At 46.6% G+C, this 22,775-nt stretch carries 19 protein-coding genes and 1 pseudogene; 13 read left to right on the top strand and 7 right to left on the bottom strand.

Annotation, left to right across the window (positions count from 1 at the left end):
* Positions 1-94: 94 nt before the first annotated feature.
* Complete coding sequence (locus tag VL525_RS10080) at positions 95-319, top strand: CDGSH iron-sulfur domain-containing protein (protein ID WP_325386015.1); 225 nt, start codon at positions 95-97, stop codon at positions 317-319.
* On the opposite strand, the gene VL525_RS10075 is transcribed toward VL525_RS10080, so the two are convergent.
* The 6 genes from VL525_RS10075 to VL525_RS10050 all read right to left on the bottom strand — a co-directional run bounded on the left by VL525_RS10075 (position 316) and on the right by VL525_RS10050 (position 7,715).
* A complete protein-coding gene (locus VL525_RS10075) occupies positions 316-2,364 on the bottom strand; it encodes a hypothetical protein (protein WP_325386013.1) in 2,049 nt (682 codons plus the stop codon). The two genes, VL525_RS10080 and VL525_RS10075, sit on opposite strands and share 4 nt — an antisense overlap.
* A gap of 27 nt (positions 2,365-2,391) precedes the next feature.
* On the bottom strand, positions 2,392-3,618 hold the full coding sequence (locus VL525_RS10070; protein WP_325386011.1) for a S8 family peptidase: 1,227 nt from the start codon (positions 3,616-3,618) through the stop codon (positions 2,392-2,394).
* Between the two features lie 2 nt (positions 3,619-3,620).
* Positions 3,621-4,739, bottom strand: a complete 1,119-nt coding sequence (locus VL525_RS10065) for a hypothetical protein (RefSeq protein WP_325386009.1) — start codon at positions 4,737-4,739, stop codon at positions 3,621-3,623.
* Between the two features lie 327 nt (positions 4,740-5,066).
* Entirely contained in the window at positions 5,067-6,785 is a 1,719-nt protein-coding gene (locus VL525_RS10060; RefSeq protein ID WP_325386007.1) for a GMC family oxidoreductase, read from the bottom strand.
* 98 nt (positions 6,786-6,883) lie between these two features.
* Complete coding sequence (locus VL525_RS10055; protein ID WP_325386005.1) at positions 6,884-7,108, bottom strand: VF530 family protein; 225 nt, start codon at positions 7,106-7,108, stop codon at positions 6,884-6,886.
* A 70-nt stretch (positions 7,109-7,178) separates the two neighbouring features.
* Positions 7,179-7,715 (bottom strand): hypothetical protein, encoded by a 537-nt coding sequence (locus tag VL525_RS10050; protein ID WP_325386003.1) that lies wholly within the window; start codon positions 7,713-7,715, stop codon positions 7,179-7,181.
* 172 nt (positions 7,716-7,887) lie between these two features.
* On the opposite strand from VL525_RS10050, the gene VL525_RS10045 reads away from it, so the two are divergent.
* The 7 genes and pseudogenes from VL525_RS10045 (at position 7,888) to VL525_RS10020 (ending at position 16,015) form a co-directional block, all read left to right on the top strand.
* The gene (locus VL525_RS10045) at positions 7,888-8,238 is read left to right on the top strand and encodes a metalloregulator ArsR/SmtB family transcription factor (protein ID WP_325386001.1); all 351 of its coding nucleotides are present in this window, start codon (positions 7,888-7,890) and stop codon (positions 8,236-8,238) included.
* The gene (locus VL525_RS10040; protein WP_325385999.1) at positions 8,235-8,666 is read left to right on the top strand and encodes an SRPBCC domain-containing protein; all 432 of its coding nucleotides are present in this window, start codon (positions 8,235-8,237) and stop codon (positions 8,664-8,666) included. Before VL525_RS10045 ends, VL525_RS10040 begins: the two co-directional genes overlap by 4 nt.
* Before the next feature lie 71 nt (positions 8,667-8,737).
* Positions 8,738-10,102, top strand: a complete 1,365-nt coding sequence (locus VL525_RS10035; RefSeq protein WP_325385997.1) for an alpha-amylase family glycosyl hydrolase — start codon at positions 8,738-8,740, stop codon at positions 10,100-10,102.
* A gap of 102 nt (positions 10,103-10,204) precedes the next feature.
* Positions 10,205-10,600 carry a VOC family protein gene (locus VL525_RS10030; protein WP_325385995.1) on the top strand — a complete coding sequence of 132 codons (396 nt, stop codon included), beginning with the start codon at positions 10,205-10,207 and terminating at the stop codon, positions 10,598-10,600.
* Between the two features lie 273 nt (positions 10,601-10,873).
* Positions 10,874-12,286 (top strand): annotated as a pseudogene (locus VL525_RS22830) (DPP IV N-terminal domain-containing protein); the annotation flags it as partial.
* 300 nt (positions 12,287-12,586) lie between these two features.
* Complete coding sequence (locus VL525_RS22825) at positions 12,587-13,213, top strand: prolyl oligopeptidase family serine peptidase (protein WP_414684751.1); 627 nt, start codon at positions 12,587-12,589, stop codon at positions 13,211-13,213.
* 438 nt (positions 13,214-13,651) lie between these two features.
* Positions 13,652-16,015, top strand: a complete 2,364-nt coding sequence (locus VL525_RS10020) for an ABC transporter permease (RefSeq protein ID WP_325385991.1) — start codon at positions 13,652-13,654, stop codon at positions 16,013-16,015.
* A 4-nt stretch (positions 16,016-16,019) separates the two neighbouring features.
* Here VL525_RS10020 and VL525_RS10015 read toward each other — a convergent pair whose 3' ends face one another.
* Complete coding sequence (locus VL525_RS10015; protein WP_325385990.1) at positions 16,020-16,376, bottom strand: response regulator; 357 nt, start codon at positions 16,374-16,376, stop codon at positions 16,020-16,022.
* 225 nt (positions 16,377-16,601) lie between these two features.
* Between VL525_RS10015 and VL525_RS10010 the strand changes: the two genes are divergently transcribed.
* The 5 genes from VL525_RS10010 to VL525_RS09990 all read left to right on the top strand — a co-directional run bounded on the left by VL525_RS10010 (position 16,602) and on the right by VL525_RS09990 (position 22,773).
* Positions 16,602-17,042, top strand: a complete 441-nt coding sequence (locus VL525_RS10010) for a DM13 domain-containing protein (protein WP_325385988.1) — start codon at positions 16,602-16,604, stop codon at positions 17,040-17,042.
* Positions 17,042-17,953, top strand: coding sequence for a hypothetical protein (locus tag VL525_RS10005; RefSeq protein WP_325385986.1), 912 nt, complete (start codon positions 17,042-17,044; stop codon positions 17,951-17,953). Before VL525_RS10010 ends, VL525_RS10005 begins: the two co-directional genes overlap by 1 nt.
* Before the next feature lie 468 nt (positions 17,954-18,421).
* Positions 18,422-19,609 carry a metallophosphoesterase gene (locus tag VL525_RS10000; protein ID WP_325385984.1) on the top strand — a complete coding sequence of 396 codons (1,188 nt, stop codon included), beginning with the start codon at positions 18,422-18,424 and terminating at the stop codon, positions 19,607-19,609.
* Between the two features lie 44 nt (positions 19,610-19,653).
* The gene (locus VL525_RS09995; protein WP_325385982.1) at positions 19,654-21,261 is read left to right on the top strand and encodes a Na+/H+ antiporter; all 1,608 of its coding nucleotides are present in this window, start codon (positions 19,654-19,656) and stop codon (positions 21,259-21,261) included.
* A gap of 48 nt (positions 21,262-21,309) precedes the next feature.
* On the top strand, positions 21,310-22,773 hold the full coding sequence (locus VL525_RS09990) for a flavin monoamine oxidase family protein (RefSeq protein WP_325385980.1): 1,464 nt from the start codon (positions 21,310-21,312) through the stop codon (positions 22,771-22,773).
* Positions 22,774-22,775: the final 2 nt, after the last annotated feature.

The raw sequence follows: 22,775 nt of genomic DNA, 5'->3' as shown, positions 1-22,775 counted from the left end.
TTACAGGGGAAGGTGTCGCACAGGCCGCAGCTCGTTTTTTCCACAAAAAAAGCTTTGGTCTTTATGCTTTGAGCTTTCTGCCTATCTTCGCCGCATGGCAACAACAAAATTGACAATAAACAGCAACGGATCAGTTAAGGTAGACGGCGACTTTGAAATAGTGGACGCGCAGGGTAATGTATACGGCCTGCAGGGCCGCACTATCGTGTCCATCTGCCGCTGCGGCTTATCACAAAATAAACCCTTCTGCGACGGATCGCACAAGGGTCATTTTGAACACGATGCAACAGCTTTTGATCTGCCGCCAAAAAAAGTTTAAGGATTTCTGTCTTTGGTGTAAAAGTTTAACAAGGGAATATCCACTAATATGGAGAATGACCATCTTGTATAAAGCTTATTGTCGCCATAGCCATTTATAACCGTGTTATTGGTACTCAAGCTCACATTGCGGAAGTTAGGGGCGAGTTGAAATCCTCCTGAGAACGAAATTGGTGTTCGCGGTATGCCTATAGATACAAATGCGCCAGGGCTAATAATATCTTTTAACTGTATCCTGGGCACCTGCGCCACCTGTGCTGTGCTGTCGGTACCAACCTTTGAACCGGCTGAGCTAAACCGATAAGAAGTAAGCGCACCAATATCAATAAGGGATACAAATAATGAGGTTGACCATTTCGAATTTCCCGTAGGGAAAAACAATAAACGATGCCCCCAGCTAACGGCAATACCCACTGGCGCTGTTACGCCAAATGCACCCATCTTTTTGGCATCAATACCATGTATTTTCTCATATCCCAAATACGGCCCTACATAGGCGTTAAGGGATACATTAAATTCCGACTCCCTTTTCACCGTCGAGCTTCCTGCGGGCATGGCGACTGCTTCAATAGCTTCCTCAACTTCATCGCTATTTTGCGCCTTGGCCAATACTGACGCGAAATTCCCGTACTTGATATAAAGCTGGCTAAGATTTGAAGGGTTGCCGGGCAGCAGATCCAAAATCGTGCTGGCTTCAATCACCGCCGACGGGTACTGTTTTTCGTAGATATCTACATAAATATTGCCTAACGAATGGGCTACAGACAAATACTTGTGAACTTTATCCTCATTCCTGTCAATAACATTCATTGTGATATTGGTTTTCAGGTTCAACAATGTGGGCGTTGGCAGTAACTGTTCAAAAAGAGTAAGGGCTGAATTATATAAACTGTAATAGTCCTGGTAAGTAGGCTTGTCCTGTCCTTTTTGAATCAATTGCTTGATAACGATAAAATATTTATCCGCTTCATTCGCTTTTTGTATCAAGTCGGACAGGTAACTATTATAACGTTCTTCGTCTTGTACAATCTCGGCTGCATGTTTTGTAAGGAAGGCTTTAAAATCCACCATTTTCCCTTCTTTGTCATAAAAAACAATGTCCTTATTGGTCAATTGCTGGTAAACCAGGCCCATGTATATCTGAAACGTTATTTTATCTTTAAACAGGAGCTTAAGTGAATCGGCACTGATCCAATATTTATCCTTCGCGCCAGACCTTAGTGATTGAGAGAAAATATCAAGGATCTGTAACGAGGGGTATATGTTTTTGTTTATTAAATTGAGCGTAGTGTCGGCCCTTTCAGCGATATAATCATGAAATGCTTCGCCCGGGTGCTTCCCTTCGTTAAATTCGTTTATAAGAAATAAACCATCTAACATAATGGTTTTCAGGTATGGCAGCGCTTTAAACACCGGCTGCATACTCGGATCCTGAACAAGAAGGGCAAAGTTAGGCAGGATCATGGCGAGATCTTTCTGAAACGACTCCCTCAACAAGTCGACATAGGCTGCGTAATTATAAATTTCCTGGTCAATTGCGCTCAACGCCCTGTAAGTTGTAGGAAAGAGTATCCTAAGCTGTTTTATGCTGTCGAGCTTGTCTTTAAACCGTTCGAAAAAAGCGGTGGCCAGTTCCTGCTTTGTCCGTTTAACCAGGAATTTCGCCAGGCCGTCAGCAAAGTTGGTAACATCAAGATTACCGATGCTTTGAAGCGATAAACTTGTGCCGGAAGATTTAGGCTCATTACCACTATTGGGACTATTAGGAATCAAAGGTGTCAGAAAAGGATTAAAATTCGGATCCGATGTAAATTCGTCATGGATAACATGCCAATTGATTGAATCAATCTTTTTATCCAGTTTCATATAGTTGAATAAAATATTGCCGGCCTTCAACAATGAGTCTGGTTTCGTATTAAAGTGCCTGCCTTTGTTATCCGTTACGATCAGGCTTCGTAGTTTAAGAGCATCGTAATATGCGCTTTGGGCATATAGACAATTAAAAGCCAATGTCAAAAAAGCCGTGATTACTAAATATTTTTTCATGAGGTTGATGGATTAGTTTTTTCTGAATTATGGTTTGATGACGCCAATGGGCACTATCAGGTCCGGTTCGGTATAAAGTTGCTGTAACTGATCGCGTATGCCATCCCGGCTATCCGCACTTTGTTTCAACTCATCAGCAATGTCGATGGGCGGCTTGCCCGATGCCGCCATAAGTAATGCGACGACGCCTGCCACGTAAGGGGTTGAATAACTGGTGCCGCTGTCCGCAGTTTTTCCGGCATCACCTGGTCCAATCAAAACAACATTAACCCCGGGCGCTAAAATATCGATGTCAGGATTTATGGTCGTTCCGGTCCAAAGGCTTTTATTTTGGTCGCTGGCCCCAACGCCGGCACTGAAGGGATACGAAGCCGGAAAGGTTGGTTTTGTTACAACAGGCCCCGAATCCCCGGTAGAGGCAACTATCAATACATTGTTGTCGCTTGCATGTTGTGCAGCTGTTTTTAACAATTCAATATCCGCCTCCCGGTTAAGAAAGCTATAGCTTACCGAAATTATGTTGGCCCTTAAATCAACCGCTTTAATAATAGCATTCGCCAGGTCTTTGCATTGCATATCCCCGTCATCGGTTGCTTTGATGACCAACAGATCCGCGTCTGGTGCTATGCCGTAAACATCAGGGCCTTGTGCGCAAATCACTCCTGCGCAATGGGTTCCGTGGCCGTTAGTATCCAAACAATCCTCGCGATTTGTGGAACCGGTGGATAAGTTTAAATATTCAATATTTTTTTTATTCCTGATGTTGGTATGGTTGTAATTTAAGCCAGTGTCAATTACCGCCACCTTCACTCCCGCCCCTTTTGACTGTTCCCATAACTTATCGATTCCGTAGTCGGTGATTTCCCAACTGTACGTTACGGGTGAGCTGGCAGCATCAGTTTGCAAATCAATTCCTTCATCCAAGACGCCTGCATTAGGGCCCGGCAAATTTTCCGCTTCCTCTTCATTACCCGCATCATTCTGAGCATTCGCATCAAGATCATTATCACCATTAACGGCTTCCTCTTCGCCGTCTGATACTTCTATCCCCCCTCCCCAATAATACTGTTTAGTGCCTTTGTTGTTGATTTTGAAATACCAGGTATTTATCCCCTTCCACGATTCACCCTCTTCCTTGCCATCCATTACGACTATGGCGCCGCTCGGCGTTATCCTGCCTATTGGCGGGTCAAAGCTTTTACCCGGTCCTCGCCGGATATAAATTGCGATCCTGATCTTGACGTTGATTGCCATGACTATCCGTCGGTATTATCGTCTGACTTATTGGTTTTCGTGGTACTGCCGCTCGACTTAACGGTTTTTCCCGATGCCCGTATATTGACAAATTTGTTCAGCAGATCAAACCAAAACGGAGCCCCAAGGCTAATGGCAATGGCCGAAATAAATATGCCGAAGAAATTGGTCCATGAAGTTGCGAATGTTCCTTTTAATACTGTGAGGATTTCGTCAGTAGGGTGATCACTTTTATATTTCCATCCCAGGCCCAGCAAGGTATTTACCGAATCTTTTTGAGCCTTTACTTCTTTGAATATTTCGGCAGTTATTACAGAATCCTTGTAGTGTGTATTGGCAGCAACGGCTGTGCCCATATCAGCCAGTTTTGCGGCTATTTCTTTATTTCTTGACAGGTATTTGGTTATTTGGATACTGTCAATATTTAGGATCATCGCCAGGAAAAAGCCAATGATGAAGAGCCAGGTTTGGGTGTTTCTTTTATACCACCCGCTCACACGCGCCATACTGTCGTCAAACCATTTTTCAAGCCTTGCTTTAAAAACATCCAGGTCGCCGGCTGCTTCGTTTAAATGAAAATTTAGTATTTTAAAAGTTTCGCAATCGATATAAGCGATAGCCGGCTGAGTCCAGCCAGGGAAATTTTCCTGCAGCTCTGCAGGCAGATTGCTGTACTTTACTATGGCGTCCTGTATCATTTTAAAATCGGCAGGTTTTATCTCGTTAGCCGATTCAAGGTTTTTTATGGTTTCGACCAGGATCGAAGCGAAGTTTTCGGACGTCAGGTAAGCGGGTTTATTGTATAACGCATTTTCGCCATAATTTTTAATTATGGGGTGATGGTAGAATATTTGATATAAGGTATTGATCTCTGGTTTTTTGAATAGCGCCCTGGCCCATTGCCAAACAGACCACGACGTAATATAAGCCCACACGCGCGAAAAAAAGCTGCCTTGCGCGGGTGTATCCGTTAGCATACTAACCACACCCCGGTATAAGGTGCCTCCCCTGCGTTGAAGTATACTCGAAATGGCTTCCTGGACGGCGGTTGCGAAAAGGCTATAAATCAGAAATATAAAAATAAGCCCGATCACAACATTGAGAACTGAACTGTCAAACATATCTGCTAAATTTATCGCCTACTCTTTCATCCCGTTTTCGGCGTAACCCGGGCCTGTTCCAATCAACTGCTTTCCAGTTAATTAAACAATTTTAATTAAAGTGAATTTAGTTATAGCTAATCAATTCAACCAGCGTGTTTTCACGGTATTTGCTTGTGGTTTTTACGCACTTTAACACTAAAAACAGGGGTATTTTAGGTGGATTTGGCGGAATTAATTATAAAGAAAAGCTCAACCAAAAGAAGAATGGCAAAAACAATGGCCCGGGCGACCCATAAAGCTCTATAATTAAGATATGGCACCATCAACGTGCCCTATTATAACTTTTTATACATTCCCTTTCTTCAACTCCTCCACAGCGTGGTTTGCGGCGCGGGCCGTAATCGCCATAAAGGTTAAAGACGGGTTTTGTGTACTGGTAGACACCATGCACGAACCATCGGTCACGAAAACGTTCGGGCAACTGTGTACCTGGTTCCAGTTGTTAAGGATCGATGTTTTGGGGTCCCTGCCCATGCGTACACCGCCCATTTCGTGAATATCAAGGCCGGGCGCCTGGTTGGTATCGTGCGTATTGATATTTTTACAGCCTGCTATATCCAACATTTCCGATGCCTGGGCCATAAAATCCTTCATGCTTTTCACATCATTATCATCGTAGGCAACTGAAGTTTTGAGCAGCGGTATACCCCACTGGTCTTTTTCATCCGTACTCAGGCTTACGTGGTTGGTTTCTTTCGGGATAGTTTCGCCCTGCATTTGGGTATAAACAACCCATTGCCCTGGTTCGGCAATATTTTCTTTGAATTGTGCGCCTAATTGCGGTCCGTCGGTTTCATGTCCCCAACCGGTCCTTACCACCGAGTAAAATGTCATATAGCCGCGGCGAAAATCCATCTCCTGCTTTTGAACATTCCGGAAGTTGGGCATCATAATAGCTGTGGGCCGGCGACCGTAATAATACGAATCAAGATAGCCATCCATTGTGGCGTAAACATTGCCGCGATAGTTATGGAACGCCACATATTTACCAAGCACGCCGCTGTCGTTACCCAGGCCGTTGGGGAAACGCGACGAGGTAGAGTTCAGCATGATCAGGTTGCTGTTCATGGTGGCACCATTCACAAAAATGATCTTCGCGTAATATTCGGTGGCTTCTTTGGTATGGGCGTCTATTACCCTAACACCTGTTGCCTTGCCTTTCTTTTCATCGTAAATGATAGAATGCACAACCGAATCAGGTCTTAAAGTAAGGTTCCCTGTCTTTAATGCCCAGGGGATAGTGGAGGCATTGGAACTAAAATATCCGCCGAAAGGGCAACCGCGCTCGCACAAACTGCGCGCCTGGCACTGGCCGCGCCCTTGCTGCTTGTGTATCTCGTTCGGTTTGGTGAGGTGCGCACACCGGCCAATGATCACATTCCGGCTGCCTTTGTAATGACCGTTAATGCGTGCGGTCATATCTTTTTCAACCGCGTTCATTTCCCAGGCGGGTAAAAATTCACCATCAGGCAAAGTTTCCAACCCGTCGTGATTGCCAGCTATGCCCGCAAACTTTTCGACATGACTGTACCACGGAGCTATATCATCATAGCGTATCGGCCAGTCCACAGCGAAACCGTCGCGGCCGGGTCCTTCAAAATCGTATTTGCTCCAGCGCTGGGTTTGCCGTGCCCAAAGCAGCGACTTGCCCCCTACCTGGTAACCGCGTATCCAGTCGAACGGCTTCTCCTGCACATAGGGGTGTTCTTTATCTTTTACAAAAAAATGCTGGCTGGTCTCATTAAATGCGTAACATCTTTCCACTATCGGGTTTTCCTTTGAAACAGAGAGCGGCTCGTAAGTGCGGTGCGGAAAATCCCAGGGATTTTTCAGCGCGGTCGGGTAGTCTTTCAGGTGTACAACGTTTCGTCCGCGTTCGAGGACAAGCGTTTTTAACCCGTTATCACATAGCTCTTTTGCAGTCCAGCCGCCGCTGATGCCCGAACCGATCACAATAGCGTCATAGGTATTTTGTTCCGCACCTTTTGAATTGATGTTCACCATAACTTAGTATTAAAATTGGTGAGTTCAATTTAGATGTTTTTCTATAAAATACGAAAGGTTATTGATTTTATAGAAAAGCGGCGTGTGAAGCCGGCGATTTATTTCGCAAAAGCGGCTACGTACAGGTCCTCTACTTTTTTCCGTGCCCATGGCGTTTTCCGCAGGAATTTTAAACTCGAGGAAATGCTTGGGTCCGTCAAAAAGCAATTAATGCGGATACGGTAAGCCAATTCGGGCCAGCCATACTTATCTACCAGGGCAGTCAATACTGTTTCTAAAGTCTTACCGTGCAGCGGGTTATTTGCCTGTTTTTGATCTGTCATAACGTTGCGGCTACATTCCCGGGTTTGCCGGAAAGTAATTCCTGCAAATTTCAATAATAATTCGCAGTTTCTAACGCGTGTACACCCTTTGCGTCACCGTATTAGATTGCCCATAAACGCCGTAAAATACTAGCGAGTCTTTTGATACTGCGAACGACCCTGAAAATCCTTTGGTAAAATCCAGTGTATCATAAGTTTGGGCATTGGGATCTGATTTATTGCTCAAGGTTAGAAATGCCACCGGCCAGCCCGAAGGAGGCATCATGACACCAAACCGGTATTTTCCTGAATTGACAGCTATGCCATTTTGCGTTTGTGTCCAGTTGTGGCTGGCGTCAATCGTCAGCGTTTCCTGTATGCCGGTATTTGCAGGTGTTAATACATCGCCGAGCGGGTTACCCAGGTCGTATTGCGCACTCCATTTCCATGTGCCCAGCATATCAGCTGAATCAATATCCGGACTCGGGATTACATTACCCTGGTTGGCGGTATCTGTAACACCTATTTTATTTGACTTTTTTACGGGGCTGACCTGGGTTTTGCCACATGATAACCAAAGCGTGCACATTAACAAACATGCAAAAAGGTAAATAAACGACTTTTCCATAAGGTTTTTCAATTGACTGTGTGATAAGAATTAGCTATGCTAATGTAGCTAATCTTTTATTAACAACAGATACGTTATAAGCAAGCCAGGTATAACAATAATTAAAAATAAACTTGCGTAACCAAATGGTTACATCTATATTTGAAACCGAACGGTTACAAATAGCCAAAAAATGAGAAGAGATGTATTCCAGGCGATAGCCGACCCTACCCGCCGGCAGATAATTAACGTGATAGCCAACAGGTCGATGAACCTGAATGCTGTTGCCGATCAGTTTGATGTGAGCAGGCCCGCGATATCAAAACATATCAAAATACTGACCCAATGCGGACTCATTACTATAAAACAAGTTGGCAGGGAAAGATACTGCGAGGCAAAACTTCAGAAGCTTAATGAGGTGGCGCAATGGGTTGAGCAGTACCGCGTATTCTGGAATCAGAAACTGGACGCGCTGGAAGATTTTTTAGCGACGGACGCCGCAGCGAACGAGAAGATCAAACCAACTAAAAATAAGAAAAAATGAAAGCAGAACCATTTGTAATTGAGCGTACACTTAATGCTTCGCCACAAAAAGTTTGGGAAGCGATTACCGACAGGGACAAAATGAAGCAATGGTATTTTGATATTACTGAATTCAGGCCGGAAGTGGGATTTGAGTTTACCTTTAATGGCGGCAGTGAGGAGAAAACCTATGTGCATTTATGCAAGGTAACCAAAGTGGAGCCCGGTAAAACGCTGCAATATAGCTGGCGTTACCGGGATTATCCCGGTAATTCGTTTGTTACCTTTGAGCTGTTTGCCGAAGGTAGTGCGACAAGGCTAAAGCTGACGCATGAAGGACTGGAAACCTTCCCGACCGGCAATAAGGATTTTGCAAGGGAAAGCTTCAGCGCAGGGTGGACCTATATCATAGGCACATCGATCAGGGAATTTGTTGAGAATGAGCGTTAAAACTATTAGTTAAGTGTCTCTGCGTGTTTTTTATATCTAAATGCTTAATTTCGATTCAAATCTAAATTAACATGCATTTTAAGGGAACTAAAACACGCAGGGGCATTTCAATGCTTGTACTGCTGAGTTGCTTATCATTTATATGTACCTGCTCTTTTGCGCAAGCGCCAAAAACCATCGACGGGCATCCGGCGTGGATAATGCAGGGTAATATTTACGAGGTCAACGTTCGTCAATACACCAAAGAAGGCACTTTTAAGGCGTTCGCCAAAAACCTTGACCGGCTGAAGCAAATGGGCGTGCAAACGATATGGTTTATGCCGATAAATCCCATAAGCAAAGTTGACCGCAAGGGTTCGCTTGGCAGCTATTATGCGGTTTCAAACTATACCACCATCAATCCCGAATTTGGGGACTTTAATGATTTTAAACAGGTAGTGAACCAGATACATGCCAAAGGCATGAAGGTGATCATTGACTGGGTGCCTAACCATACGGGCGCCGACCATTACTGGCTTAAAAAACACCCCGATTTTTATGTAAAAGATAAGAATGGTAAGGCCGTTATTCCCTACGGCTGGGACGACACCCGCCAGCTGGATTATAAAAACATAGTGATGCAGGACAGCATGATCAACGCGATGAAATTTTGGCTCGTGAAAACAAATATTGACGGTTTCCGCTGCGATGTGGCCTGGAACGTACCGGAAAGTTTCTGGAAAAGATGTATCAGCCAGCTGCGCAAAGGCCGCAACCTGTTTATGTTAGCCGAGGGCGATAAAGACTACTTACACCGTAGCGGCTTTGACGCTACCTACTCGTGGGATATGTTTCATAAAATGATAGATGTGGCGAAAGGCGCCGCTCCGGCATTTGCGCTGGACAGCATTAAAGCCAAATACGATAAGGAATACCCGAAGAACGGCCTCGAGCTGGGCTTTACCAGCAACCACGACGAAAACAGCTGGAACAAAGCCGATTTTGGTGTGTTCCCGGGCGCGTCGCATGCTCCGTTCGCTGTATTCTCGCAGACATTCTATCACAGCGTGCCCTTAGTTTACAGCGGGCAGGAAGAGCCGGTATTGCGTGCCATCAAATTCTTCGATAAAGACCCGATGGGTTTCAAGAATTTCGCGAGGGCCAAATTTTACAGAACACTGCTTAACCTGCGCAAAAATGATGTAGCGCTTTCATCCGATGCATCGTTCGCGAAAGTAGATGCCGGCGACCCTAAAGCCGTATACGCTTACGTTCGCGAAAAGGCAGGTAAAAAGGTACTGATCATCCTGAACCTGTCGGCAAAAGAGCAGACCATCAGCGTGAAGGACAAGTCGCTTTATGGCAATCCCTATAACGTGTTTATGTATAACAAGGAGCCTCTTTCGGATAAAGAGTGGAAACTTGAACCCTGGGGCTACGTTATCTATCAATATTAACGAACTGGCATAAAAGCACCTTATTATTGTCGTTTTCCGCCCTTTTTCCAGGAACATAGGCTGGCTAACTTTGTATTATATATACACCAAAAAACAAAACCTATGTTAAAGGACAGCAAAGCATTCAGCAGTTTTTCAGTCGATGATATTGAAAAGGCTAAAGATTTTTACCAGAACACGCTCGGGTTGGAAGTAAAAACAATTAATGTTGGCATCGATATGCTGCAGATACATACTACCGGCAATAACCCTATTATGGTTTATCCGAAAGACGATCATAAGCCTGCCACGTTTACCGTACTCAACTTTCCTGTCGACGACCTGGAAAAAGCTGTTGACGAACTGATAGCGCGCGGCGTGACATTTGAACAATACGACTGGGGCGATATGAAAACTGATGAAAAAGGCATTATGAGAGGCAACGGCTATGGCCCCGATATCGCCTGGCTTTCCGACCCGGCTGGGAATATCATCGGGGTGATGACGAAGGATAAGTGATTGGGGGATGGTGATTGGCGATTAGTGATTAGGTGACGGAGCGATCCCTTTCATGCACCATTCTACTGTCTGAACTGGAATTTACAGAATTAGAGAATTTGCAGAATTTTGTCCATTCAAGAATTCCATAAATTCCAGTTCAGACAAATACTCCTTAAGACTCCCGACTCAAGACTTCTGACTAAACTCCCTTACAACAAAGCTGTTACAATAGCTTCTTGCTAAGCCCATCTATTTTGCGCAATATTGTTTTTCAATATTAACTGAATTGCGATGAATAAACTTTTCCTCACCGCCATACCGCTGGCGTGTGTCTTAACGGTAAACGCGCAAACCGCTACAACCACCAAAGACTACGAACGGGCAGAAAGCCGCCTTAACTACGGAACCGAGCCTTATATCGACCATGCATCGGTAAGGCCCAACTGGCTGCCGGGCGACAAGTTCTGGTACAGGGTACTGACCGCCGATGGCAGCGAATTCGTATTGGTGGATCCTGCAAAGAAAACCCGCGCGGCGGCGTTCGATCATGCAAAGCTGGCGGCTTCACTTTCTGCGGCTACCGGCAAGCAATACACTGCAGCTATGCTGCCTTTTCAAAGCATTAGTTTCTCGCCCGATTATAAGTCAGTGATCTTTCGTGCCGATGGCCAGCAATGGAAATGCGACCTGGCCGGTTACACCTGCACCAAGGACGACTCAAAATCTTTGAAAAGCAACGCAGGGGAAACGCGCGGGCGGCGCAGGGGCGGCGGGCTGGAGGTGCCATCGCCCGATGGCAAAAAAACAGCGTTTATTAAGGACTGGAACTTATGGGTAAAAGATGTAGCCACCGGTAAAACAACCCAGCTTACTACCGATGGATCGAAAGATTACGGCTACGCTACTGATAACGCCGGTTGGAAGCACAGCGACGGCGCCGTACTGCGGTGGTCGCCCGATTCAAAAAAGATAGCAACTTTTAAAGACGACCAACGCCAGGTTGGCGATATGTACCTGGTGAGCACCAACGTAGGGCACCCTGTTTTGAAGGCATGGAAATACCCCCTGCCCGGCGATAAGGTTATCCCTATGGTAGAACGTGTGATCATTGAGGTGGATAACCCGAAAGTGATCAAATTGCAGGTGCCGGCCGACCCGCACCGGGCCACGCTGAGCGACGACATAGCCAGCAGCGGCACTTTCGACGATAACGATTGGAGTGAAGACGGCAGCAAGCTGGCCTTTGTTTCCACATCGCGCGACCATAAGCAGGAGAAATTCCGCATTGCGGATGCGGCTACAGGTTCGGTACGCGAAGTATTTGAGGAAACCGTAAAAACACAATACGAATCGGGATGGGGGGCCATCAACTGGCGCTACCTGCCAAAATCGAACGAGATCATCTGGTTTTCGGAACGCGATAACTGGGGGCACCTGTATTTGTATGATGCCACTACAGGTAAAGTAAAGAACCAGGTCACCAAAGGCGACTGGGTAGTTACCCGCCTGGTTAAGGTAGACGAAAAGAAACGGGAATTGTATTTTGATGCCGATGGCATGGACAAGGTAAACCCTTATTTTACCCATTTTTGCAAGATCGGTTTTGATGGCAAACACCTGGTTGACCTTACCCCCGATGCCGGCAATCACCAAATTTCGTTTTCGCCTGATGAAAATTATTTTGTGGATACCTACTCGCAGCCCGATGTTCCGCCGGTTTCCGTAGTGCGCGATATGAACGGGAAGATGCTGACAACGCTTGAAAAAGCAGATGTTTCGCGACTTACCGCCACCGGCTGGCACGCCCCTATCCCCTTCTCGGTTAAGGCGCACGACGGCAAAACAGATATTTATGGCCTGCTGTTTACCCCTGCCAACGCCGACCCGAACAAAAAATACCCGATCATTGATTATATATACCCGGGTCCGCAGGGCGGCAGTGTGGGTAACTGGTCGTTTGCAGCCTCAAGGGGCGATTGTAATGCGCTTACCGAGCTTGGCTTTGTGGTGGTACAAATTGAAGGCACCAGCAACCCCCTTCGTTCCAAAAGCTTCCACGATATGAGCTATGGCAACATGGCCGAAAATACCCTGCCCGACCAGGTTGCGGGTATCCGCCAGCTGGCGCAGAAATATGCTTATATCGATACCAATAAAGTGGGTATCTGGGGGCATTCTGGCGGCGGTTTTGCCACCGCATGTGCGATGTTCAGGTACCCCGATTTCTTTAAAGTGGGCATATCTGAATCAGGCAACCACGATAACCGTAACTACGAGGACGATTGGGGCGAGCGCTACGACGGCCTTGTTACCAACTCGGACTACGATGCGCAGGCAAACGAGAACTACGCCAGGAACCTGAAAGGCAAACTGCTGCTGGCCCACGGCCTGATGGACGATAATGTGCCGCCCGAAAATACGCTACTGGTGATAGATGCACTTGAGAAAGCTAATAAGGACTACGACCTGATCGTATTCCCGAACAGTCCGCATGGCTATGGCCAATTCTCGCCATATATGATGCGTCGCCGGTGGGATTATTTTGTAAAGAACCTGATGGGCGCAGAAGCGCCGCATGAATACCAACTGCATGCAAAGCCCGACCCGCGTAATGCAACCCGCGGCGAATAAAATATTGTTTGATTGATTTGTTTGTTGAAGCGGCCGGCGTAATGCTGGCCGCTTTTTTGTGGATTTGGCAGGGTTAACATGGTTAACACAATTTGACGGCTTTTTTAATTAATTAATTGATTATCAATTAGTTAATTACATTCAGGGTTAACCATAATTTTTTCGCTTTTAATAGAAAATATTTTACATTCTCAAGCCTACACTATTTCCAGTTGAATCAATTCTTTTCCTAATTCCCAGCTGTTCGAAGTCTCTGACTTCGAATTCGTATGCTGTAGTCTTCAGACTACATACATATTCGTCCGAAGTTACAAGCTTCGGACAGCGGAACAGCGGAGTTGACTTTGTTGCGTTAAACACATATATTTTGAAAGCCTCTTTTAAAACTAAATAACTAGTTTTAACTTTAGCTATTCGCTCCTTTCAACCGACAGCATCATGATAAAAAACATCCTTAAAACGGCTTTCCGCAATCTTGCCAAAAACAAAGGCTTTACCCTCATCAATATTTTGGGATTAGCATCGGGCCTGGCCATTTGTTTACTTATCGCTCTTTATGTGTTCGATGAGTTAAGCTATGATAGGTATAACGTAAACGCAGGCAGGATCTATCGCTTAAACACCGATCTGAAAACAGGTGGCAGCACCACTCAGTTTGCCATAACTGCTCCCCCGGTTGGCGAGGCAATGGTGAGCGAGTTCCCCGAAGTCGAAAAGTCGGCACGCATAGCCCTGGCCATTAACACGCGGTTTAAAAAAGGCAACGAAGTTATTACAGAAAACAAGGCGGTTTATTGCGACCGTTCCCTATTTGACATTTTCACCCTGCCTATGCTTTCGGGCGATCCTGAAACTGCTTTAAAAGACCCGAATGCTATCGTGATCTCAGAATCGGCCGCTAAAAAATATTTTAACACCACTAATGTTATCGGGAAGACGCTTATCTCTGTCAATAATGAAAGCAGTCTGCATAAAATAACCGGAGTTATTGAGGACATGCCCGCACAGTCGCATTTCAGGGCCGATTTTTTTCTTGCGCTGGATGCTAATCAAAATCATAACTGGATGGGGTTTAGCTTTAATACCTACATTTTGGTTAAACCGAGCGCGGATGTTAAGCGGCTTGAATCACGTTTCGACGGCCTGACACGCCGGCACATGAATACCGGCAGCTTTAGTTATGATAAGTTTTCAGCGGGCGGCAATTTTATCAGGCTCAGCCTGACACCGCTGACAGATATTCACCTGGGATCAAACCGGCAACGCGAATTAGGTGCCAATGGCGATATCCAGTATATCTACATATTTTCAATCATCGCCGCTTTCGTGCTGGTGCTGGCCTGCGTCAATTTCATGAACCTGTCTACTGCCCGGTCGGCCAACCGTGCACGCGAGGTGGGTGTGCGCAAAGTATTAGGTTCGCCCCGCGGCTACCTGGTCGCGCAGTTTTTATCCGAGTCTATGCTGGTAACGCTTGCATCATCCATCATAGCTATATTGCTGGCCTGGGCATTGCTGCCCACGTTCAATCAATTATCGGGCAAGGATATCGCCGTGTCGGCGCAAATTTTTCGTTGGCTTATACCGTCGCTAATGGCGATTGTGTTTGTGGTGGGTATATTAGCCGGTGCTTACCCGGCATTCTTCTTGTCTTCGTTTCAACCCATCAGCGTATTAAATGGTAAATTATCGCCAGGTTTCAGCGATAATGCATTCCGCAGTTTTTTAGTGGTTTTCCAATTCTCCATATCCATTTTCCTTATCACAGGCACGCTGGTTGTTTATAACCAGCTGAATTATATACGAAATAAAAACCTTGGCTTTAACCGCAGCCAGGTATTGGTGATAAAAAATGCGAACGCTGCAACTAATCCTAATACGCTAAGGCGGGAAGTGAAGCAGTTGCCTGGAGTAATTAACGCCTCGTTAAGCAGTTTCTTGCCTACGGGGGTCAATCGCTGGCCAAATCAACTTAGCCTCGGGTCAGATAGATCGGCACAAGCCGAATTCTGGACCGTCGACGAAAATTACCTGAACACTATGGGTATGCAGCTGGCGGAAGGCCGGAATTTCTCGGAACAGGTACTATCGGATTCATCTGCCATGATCCTCAACGAAACCGCGGCAAAAAAATTAGGCTATAAAGGCGACCCAACGGAACTGGTAAATAACCGCTATCATATTATCGGCGTGGTAAAGGACTTCAACTTTTCTTCGCTGCGCGATAACGTGACGCCGCTGGCCATGGTTATGGCGTCCGACTGGATGGCTTCGCTAAGCGTAAAGCTGCAGCCGGGTAATTTACCTGCATTGATGGACCGGATCGAAAGCAAATGGAAAATGTTGGTGCCCGGGCAGCAATTTGAATACTCGTTTATGGACGACGATTTTAATGCCTTGTACAATAACGAGCAGCGGATGGGGAAGCTCTTTTTAATTTTTACGGTCGTGGCGCTTGGCATTGCCTGCCTGGGTTTATTTGCACTGGCTGCTTATGCGGCCGAACAGCGCCGGCGCGAAATAAGCATTCGCAAAGTTTTGGGGGCCGATGTGTCTGCATTAGTTGCGTTGCTCTCAAAAGATTTCATCAGGCTGGTTTTGATAGCCATATTTATTGCCTCGCCGTTAGCCTGGTGGGTGATGCATCAATGGCTGCAGGGCTTTGCTTACCGGCACAACTTGCCCTGGTGGACATTGGCATCGGCAGCTACCGGCACTATCGTCATTGCTTTTGCAACGGTTAGTTTTCAGTCCTTTAAAGCGGCGCAGGCAAACCCTGCAGATAGTTTGAGAAGGGATTAGTACGTTAACCCACGTATGATCTGATCATATTTGTCAATTCCTCCAGGTCAAAAGGCTTTGGAATGAAATTGTCGGCGCCGCACATGTCAGCCAGTTGGGAAAGATTGACCACCGCCGAAATTAGTATTACCGGGATGTGCTGAATGGAGGGATGGCTTTTTACCTGCCGGCAAATATCGCCGCCAGAAATAATGGGCAGCATATGGTCGAGCAGGATAAGCGACGGATCGAGCTCTTCTATCTCAGCAAGCGTAACATGCGAATCTTTTGCTACCGACTCAACGCCCTGGGATACAGCAATATGCTGCAATACTTCCAGGATATCATGATCATCGTCTACGATTAATATTTTTTTTCGCATAAATAGTATCAGGGGGCAGAAAAATAAATATTTTAATTAGCAACCCCGCTTAGGGATTAAAGTTTTACCTGTTAACGATTTTTATACAAAAAATAACCGGTTAAGTTTGCGTCCCGGCCTTTTATGCGGTGCTTATGCCTGTAACCACTGTTAATATCATTTAAATAACCCTTTTATGTAAGGTTTTTCGCCGCCGGCCGACCAAGCAATAAAACGAGATCAGTTATGAGATATTATGCAGCCCTTATTTTGCTGGCAATGGCGTTTGCCTCGTGCAAAAAAGACAGCGCACCAACGCTGGCTCCTACCGTAAAATTAGAAGAAAAAGTGGACACCACTTTATCCACACTGGAAAAAGATGGCGGCGGCTTTATCAGCCGGTCGGCCTCGGAGGGGGTTTCGGGCAATGTCAAAATATATTCTACCAACGGCCTGTACGAGGTGGCGCTGATTGATTTCAAGTCGTCAAACGGTCCCGCATTGAAGGTTTACCTGAGCAAGGAGATCAACCCCATCAATTTCGTTAGCCTGGGTTCGCTCAGATCGACTATGGGCGACCAGTTGTATGATGTTCCGTCGTCAGTCAATATCAACGATTACCAGTATGTGCTTATTTACTGCGAGCAATACAGGTCGTTGTACGGCTATGCCAAATTATCGAATTGATGATGAAGTATCTATTTACGCTAATACTGTCGGCGTTGGCAATAACGCAGGGCTTTTCGCAGGGCTGCAGCGACGCAGGTTTTTGCAGTCTTGGCGTGTTGAAAAACTATACCGAAAGCCCCGCCCACCATACTTTAAGCATCGGGAGCAGCTACGGACTGGGCGAAGGCAGCACCAGCACGATAAACCCTTACCTGGAGTATGGTGTGAAGTCCAACGAACATTTTTCTTATTCAACGAAAATAACTGCCACTTACGCCACAGGTTTTTTGGGCAGCGTATTTGACGCCGGAGATGTGTATGGAAGCGCAACCTACTCATCCAAAACAAACTCGGGGAACTCCCTGAATTTCATTGGCGGCGTTAAAATACCGCTGACAACATCTAACGATAAAAATCGTGCCGGTAAGCCGCTTTCGCTGGATTACCAGTCAAGTATAGGCTCTTATGATCTCATCGGCGGTATCAACTATATCGTTCATCAAAAGTGGGAATTTGATGCCGGTGTGCAGGTACCCGTTTATCAGCATAACAAAAGCACGTTTTTCCCCGATGACTATACCGATCCGCGTGCCGCTAAGTTTGCCCCTACCAGCAACTTCAGGCGCAACAGCGATGTATTGGCCCGTGTTGGCTATTATATCAGGTTTAATGATTTCAGCCTGAAGCCAAACGTATTGGGTGTGTACCACCTGGGCACCGACTCGTATGAGGACAGGTTGGGCCAAAGACAGGGTATCACTGGTTCAAAAGGGATAACCATCAACGGCGCGCTCACTGCCGTAAAAACCTTCAAAAACAAAAGCGCGCTCGAGCTGATAGCCGCTACACCTTTCGCGGTTCGCAAGATACGCCCTGACGGGTTGACACGGGACCTGGTCATTAACGTGCAATATTCCATTGCCTGGTAGCTTGTTCCGCGCCCATCTTATCCTGCTGATGCAAGCCGGCAAAACCGATACACGAAGCAAAAAACACAAATACGAAAACTCACAAAACACCGATACACTAAGAGCGAATAAACAGCAATATTTTGCCTGAAGTGGTTATAAAAGCGTCCAGTTATGCTTTAAATGGGTTTTTTTGATTTTTATGGCTGTTTTGCTTCAGAAGTTGGCCATATTTAACAGGCTGATAATAAGAACTTAATTTCACAGGTGTTCACGAAAAGTGCAAAAATGGGCAGGATTTGACCCTTCGTGTAAAATACAATACGCTCATTATAGGCTTATTCCGTCCTAAAATGTCTTGAAACGCGCCTGCCCGTGAACATTCATTAACGGTTTCGGTACACCATAATTTGAATAGTGCGAAGCAGCCTTATGGGGATAATGAAACTTTTAAAATCTTTTTGCCCTTCATACGTCTTTAGTAGGTAGATGAAACGCAGACTACCATTTATTTTGCTGGCATGGATCGCCAGCGATATCTATTTTTTCCAGGCCGTAAGGACCCTCACTTCAAACGAATTTATTTTATCCGCTTATTGGCTCGTTGACTTGCTTATCGCATTCGGCTTTGCTTACCTCGTTACACGACGCAGGGCCGGCGAACGGGCTCAAAGCCTTATCGCAGCGCTGATGGCCCTGACCTTACTGGTGTTTGTGCCGAAAATATTTGCGCTCCCGGTTTTGCTGACAGAGGACATAACCCGGCTGTTCAGGCATTTCCCGCCACGAAGCACATGGGTGAGCGAACTGGCGATGCTTGTTGCGGCTGTTCCGTTCTTCAGTTTGATGTACGGTATGACAGGCGGGCGCCATCGCTACAAGGTGCATCGTATTACTTTGAAATTCCCCGATCTGCCGGACGCCTTCGACGGCTTTACCTTAACGCAGTTGTCGGATATTCATGCCGGCAGTTTTACCAGCAAAAAAGGCGTAGAAAAAGGAATTAACCTGGTGAACAAGCAAAATAGCGATATGATCCTTTTCACCGGCGACCTGGTAAACAACAAAGCCAGCGAAATGGACCCGTGGAAGGATACTTTCGCCAAACTGCAAGCGCCCTATGGTAAATATTCCGTATTAGGCAACCACGATTACGGCGACTATACCCGCTGGGAAAGCGACGCCGCTAAAACTGCTAACTTAAAGGCACTAAAGGCGGTGCACAAGGATATCGGTTTTAAATTATTGCTGAACGAATCGGTCGCGATAGATAAAGACGGCGAGGCTATCAAACTCATCGGCGTAGAGAACTGGGGCAAGGGCGGCTTCCATAAATACGGCAGCCTGGGAGATGCTACTACGAACGTGGCAGATGATGACTTTAAAATACTAATGTCGCACGACCCCTCGCACTGGGAAGCGAAAACGCTGGAGCACGAAAAGCACATCAACCTTGCCCTGGCGGGGCATACACATGGCATGCAGTTTGGTATCGAACTGTTTGGCTTTCAATGGAGCCCGGTAAAATACATGTACCCGCAATGGGCGGGGCTTTACGAAAAGAAAGGGAAGTATCTTTACGTCAACCGCGGATTCGGCTTCCTGGGTTTTAAGGGCAGGCTGGGCATCTGGCCCGAGATAACCGTCATTACCCTGAAAAAAACTACTGCGGATTAACACTATCAGCAAGGTTTTTTGGAGACATTTCGGTAAACTTGTGCATGCACGAAATACTATTATTATGCCTTGGGCTCATTTTTTCGGTATCGTTACTTGCTGTTGTTGCGCGTAAGCTGCGCATCGCCTACCCCATTTTCCTGGCGCTGGCGGGCTTGCTGCTGGGGTTTTTACCCTGGGTACCCGTCATACCAATAGATCCCGACCTGGTATTCCTCATCATCCTGCCCCCTATACTCTATGATGCGGCGCAGAATATCTCGTTAAAAGCCCTTTGGAAATGGCGGCGTATCGTTACCGTAATGGCCATTGGTTTCGTATTGCTTACCGCAACAGCGGTCGCAGTTGTTGCCCGCTGGCTCATCCCGGGACTTACCTGGGCCGAAGGTTTCCTGCTCGGCGCCATCATCTCCCCTCCCGACGCTGCAGCTGCCTCTGCGGTGCTCAGGTATATCCGTATGCCAAAAGCTATCGTCTCGATACTGGAAGGCGAAAGCCTGCTCAACGACGCTACCAGCTTAACCATTTTCCGGTTTGCGCTTATAGCTATCAGTTCCAGCAATTTTGCATTTCACCAGGCGGTTACCGGCTTTATATTTGTCAGTGTATCGGGCGTCGTCATCGGCCTTGTTTTCGGGTTGATATTTTATGCCATTTACAAATGGATGCCCACCACGGCCAACCTCGACGTTGCCCTGTCTTTTGTGCTGCCCTATCTTATTTACCTCACTGCGGAAGGTTTGCATTCATCGGGCGTGCTTGCGGTAGTAAGCGGCGGCTTGTATATTTCCTACCAGAATCACTTTGTATTTTCGCATAGCAGCCGCCTTAAGTCCAATGCCATTTGGCCGGCCATTGTGTTTATTCTCAATGCTGTGCTGTTCTTTCTCATAGGGTTACAGCTACCGGTAATTATGCAAGGTATCAGCAGCATGTCTGTTGCCGGGGCGCTTAAGATCGCCCTTATTATCACCTTTGTCATCATCATTGTCCGTATGGCGGCAGGCTGGTTTTCGGGGATATTCACTACGTTCATCAGCCGCTACATCACCGTTGCACAAAGTAAGCCAGGGTGGCGAAACCCCTTCATTGTTGGATGGGCAGGTATGCGGGGCGTCGTATCATTGGCATCGGCGCTGGCAATCCCCCTTACTTTATCCAACGGGCAGGTATTCCCTTATCGCAACCTTATCCTGTTCATCACCTTTGTTGCCATCGTCATCACCCTTGTAGGCCAGGGCCTGGCGCTGCCCTGGATCGTTCGCAAAGTGAAACCTGAATATTTTTCAGAAGCTAAGACCGACGAGCAGCAGATAGTGGAGATCGAGATCCAGTTGCAAAAAGAAGCTATCGGCTTTATGAAGGAAAACTATGCCGATGACATCAAAAAGAACACGCTGCTGAAAAACAGGCTCGACCTGCTGGAATGCAAAAGCGACCTGTATAGGGATGCGGATACACAGGATGATAAGCGGGGTATCCTGGGCAAACTCACCAAACATTACAAAAAGATAATGGTGCAGGTTACCGAACATCAGCGGCGTGAACTCCATACATTTCGGCGTAAGGACCATTATGACGACGATATCATCCGCCTGATAGAACGGCGGCTCGACCTGGAAGAAGAGCGGCTGGAAGAGGATGCAGAATAGCTCCTAAAATCGTCAAAAATCCTATATTGCATCAAAACCCTTCTGCCAATGCCCAGGATCAAACGACGCGAATTTATTAAAACAACACTTGTGGCAGGCGCAGGTGCGGCCCTTGCGCCGGGTCTGGCCTTTGCTGCGAAAAAGATTTCATCTCCTAAAAAAATTATTGTTGCAGGCGCGGGCATAACCGGCTTGTGTTGTGCTTACGAACTGATGAAAGCCGGGCACGACGTGACGGTACTGGAAGCTTCGGGAAGGTACGGCGGGCATGTTTTTACCGGGCGCGATGGCTTGTCGGACGGGTTATATGCCGATTTTGGCGCCGACCATATCACCAAACCAGGCTACGAGAAGTTTTTTGAGTATATCAACGAGTTCAGGCTGGAAGCTATCCCCTATCCAAATGCCGAAGGCTCGGAACATGCTTACGACAAGAATGCCCTTAAAATGATCGGCGGGAAATTTTATACCGCTGAACAATTGAGGGATCCGGCAGTGCTGACAAAAATGGGATTTAACGAAAAGGAAGTTCAGTTCCTGTCAAAAAACTCATTTTACGGTTTGAATGATCTTTACGTAAAGCACTACACCGATAAGTTCACCGACCCGTACCAACCTTTCGGAGTAGGTTATGATGACCTGGACAAGGTGCCGATAGCTGATATTTATAAAAAGGAAGGGGCATCGCTTGCCGCACTGGGTGTGATGGGAGGTAAAGGCACATCGGCGCTTTATTATTTGTGGCGATTATCGCTTATGTATTCGCGCGGCATACCCTTATCCGAAGGAGAAACCTTTCATTTAAAAGGCGGCAACGAACAGTTACCGATAGCTTTTGCCAAACGATTAGGTAATAAACTAAAACTGAATAACCCAATTACCGCAATACAGCACAATGCGCAGGGCGTAACCGTTACCTATAAGTCGTACGGCGCGGGGCAGGAAAAGCAAATGAGCGCCGATTTCCTGGTCAACTGCATTACATTGCCGGTTTTCAGGAATATCCCGGTAACGCCTCCCCTTTCGGCAGCCAAACAATATGTGGTTGATAACCTGGCCTATTCCTCGCACCCGTTCTTTGTATTTGAGGCGGCAAATAAATTTTGGCTGGATGATGGTTATCAAAGCGTCAACATGGAATTTGAACATCCCGATATTTATTCTATCTGGCAGGAAACCAATCACGTAGATACCAGCCGTATCATCTTAAAAGCGTTTGGGCCAAGCGGCGTTTCGCCGCAAAGGGTACTGGCGGCTTTCAGGGAAGTATATCCCGGCAAAAAAGACACCATAGAACAAGCATTGACAATCGACTGGTCGAAGGACCGCTATGCACCCGTTTGCGAGATGGAACCTTTCCCAATAGGTGAAATGCACAAATTCTGGCCGCAAATTATGCTGCCCGAGCGACGCATTTATTTTGCCGGAACTTACGCCGATAATATGAGCCGTGGTATGGAATCGTGTATCCGCTCGGCGCAGCGTGCGGCTCAGGAGATCAACAAGGTATGAAG

Source organism: Mucilaginibacter sp., assembly GCF_035492695.1.
Lineage (GTDB): Bacteria > Bacteroidota > Bacteroidia > Sphingobacteriales > Sphingobacteriaceae > Mucilaginibacter.
This window is presented reverse-complemented; position numbering and strand designations above follow the sequence as displayed.

What these genes read in the sequence shown, in the direction of transcription:
- VL525_RS10080 (WP_325386015.1), top strand. Translation starts at nt 95, where the DNA reads ATGGCAACAACAAAATTGACAATAAACAGCAACGGATCAGTTAAGGTA.
- VL525_RS10075 (WP_325386013.1), bottom strand. Translation starts at nt 2,364, where the DNA reads ATGAAAAAATATTTAGTAATCACGGCTTTTTTGACATTGGCTTTTAAT.
- VL525_RS10070 (WP_325386011.1), bottom strand. Translation starts at nt 3,618, where the DNA reads ATGGCAATCAACGTCAAGATCAGGATCGCAATTTATATCCGGCGAGGA.
- VL525_RS10065 (WP_325386009.1), bottom strand. Translation starts at nt 4,739, where the DNA reads ATGTTTGACAGTTCAGTTCTCAATGTTGTGATCGGGCTTATTTTTATA.
- VL525_RS10060 (WP_325386007.1), bottom strand. Translation starts at nt 6,785, where the DNA reads ATGGTGAACATCAATTCAAAAGGTGCGGAACAAAATACCTATGACGCT.
- VL525_RS10055 (WP_325386005.1), bottom strand. Translation starts at nt 7,108, where the DNA reads ATGACAGATCAAAAACAGGCAAATAACCCGCTGCACGGTAAGACTTTA.
- VL525_RS10050 (WP_325386003.1), bottom strand. Translation starts at nt 7,715, where the DNA reads ATGGAAAAGTCGTTTATTTACCTTTTTGCATGTTTGTTAATGTGCACG.
- VL525_RS10045 (WP_325386001.1), top strand. Translation starts at nt 7,888, where the DNA reads ATGAGAAGAGATGTATTCCAGGCGATAGCCGACCCTACCCGCCGGCAG.
- VL525_RS10040 (WP_325385999.1), top strand. Translation starts at nt 8,235, where the DNA reads ATGAAAGCAGAACCATTTGTAATTGAGCGTACACTTAATGCTTCGCCA.
- VL525_RS10035 (WP_325385997.1), top strand. Translation starts at nt 8,738, where the DNA reads ATGCATTTTAAGGGAACTAAAACACGCAGGGGCATTTCAATGCTTGTA.
- VL525_RS10030 (WP_325385995.1), top strand. Translation starts at nt 10,205, where the DNA reads ATGTTAAAGGACAGCAAAGCATTCAGCAGTTTTTCAGTCGATGATATT.
- VL525_RS10020 (WP_325385991.1), top strand. Translation starts at nt 13,652, where the DNA reads ATGATAAAAAACATCCTTAAAACGGCTTTCCGCAATCTTGCCAAAAAC.
- VL525_RS10015 (WP_325385990.1), bottom strand. Translation starts at nt 16,376, where the DNA reads ATGCGAAAAAAAATATTAATCGTAGACGATGATCATGATATCCTGGAA.
- VL525_RS10010 (WP_325385988.1), top strand. Translation starts at nt 16,602, where the DNA reads ATGAGATATTATGCAGCCCTTATTTTGCTGGCAATGGCGTTTGCCTCG.
- VL525_RS10005 (WP_325385986.1), top strand. Translation starts at nt 17,042, where the DNA reads ATGATGAAGTATCTATTTACGCTAATACTGTCGGCGTTGGCAATAACG.
- VL525_RS10000 (WP_325385984.1), top strand. Translation starts at nt 18,422, where the DNA reads ATGAAACGCAGACTACCATTTATTTTGCTGGCATGGATCGCCAGCGAT.
- VL525_RS09995 (WP_325385982.1), top strand. Translation starts at nt 19,654, where the DNA reads ATGCACGAAATACTATTATTATGCCTTGGGCTCATTTTTTCGGTATCG.
- VL525_RS09990 (WP_325385980.1), top strand. Translation starts at nt 21,310, where the DNA reads ATGCCCAGGATCAAACGACGCGAATTTATTAAAACAACACTTGTGGCA.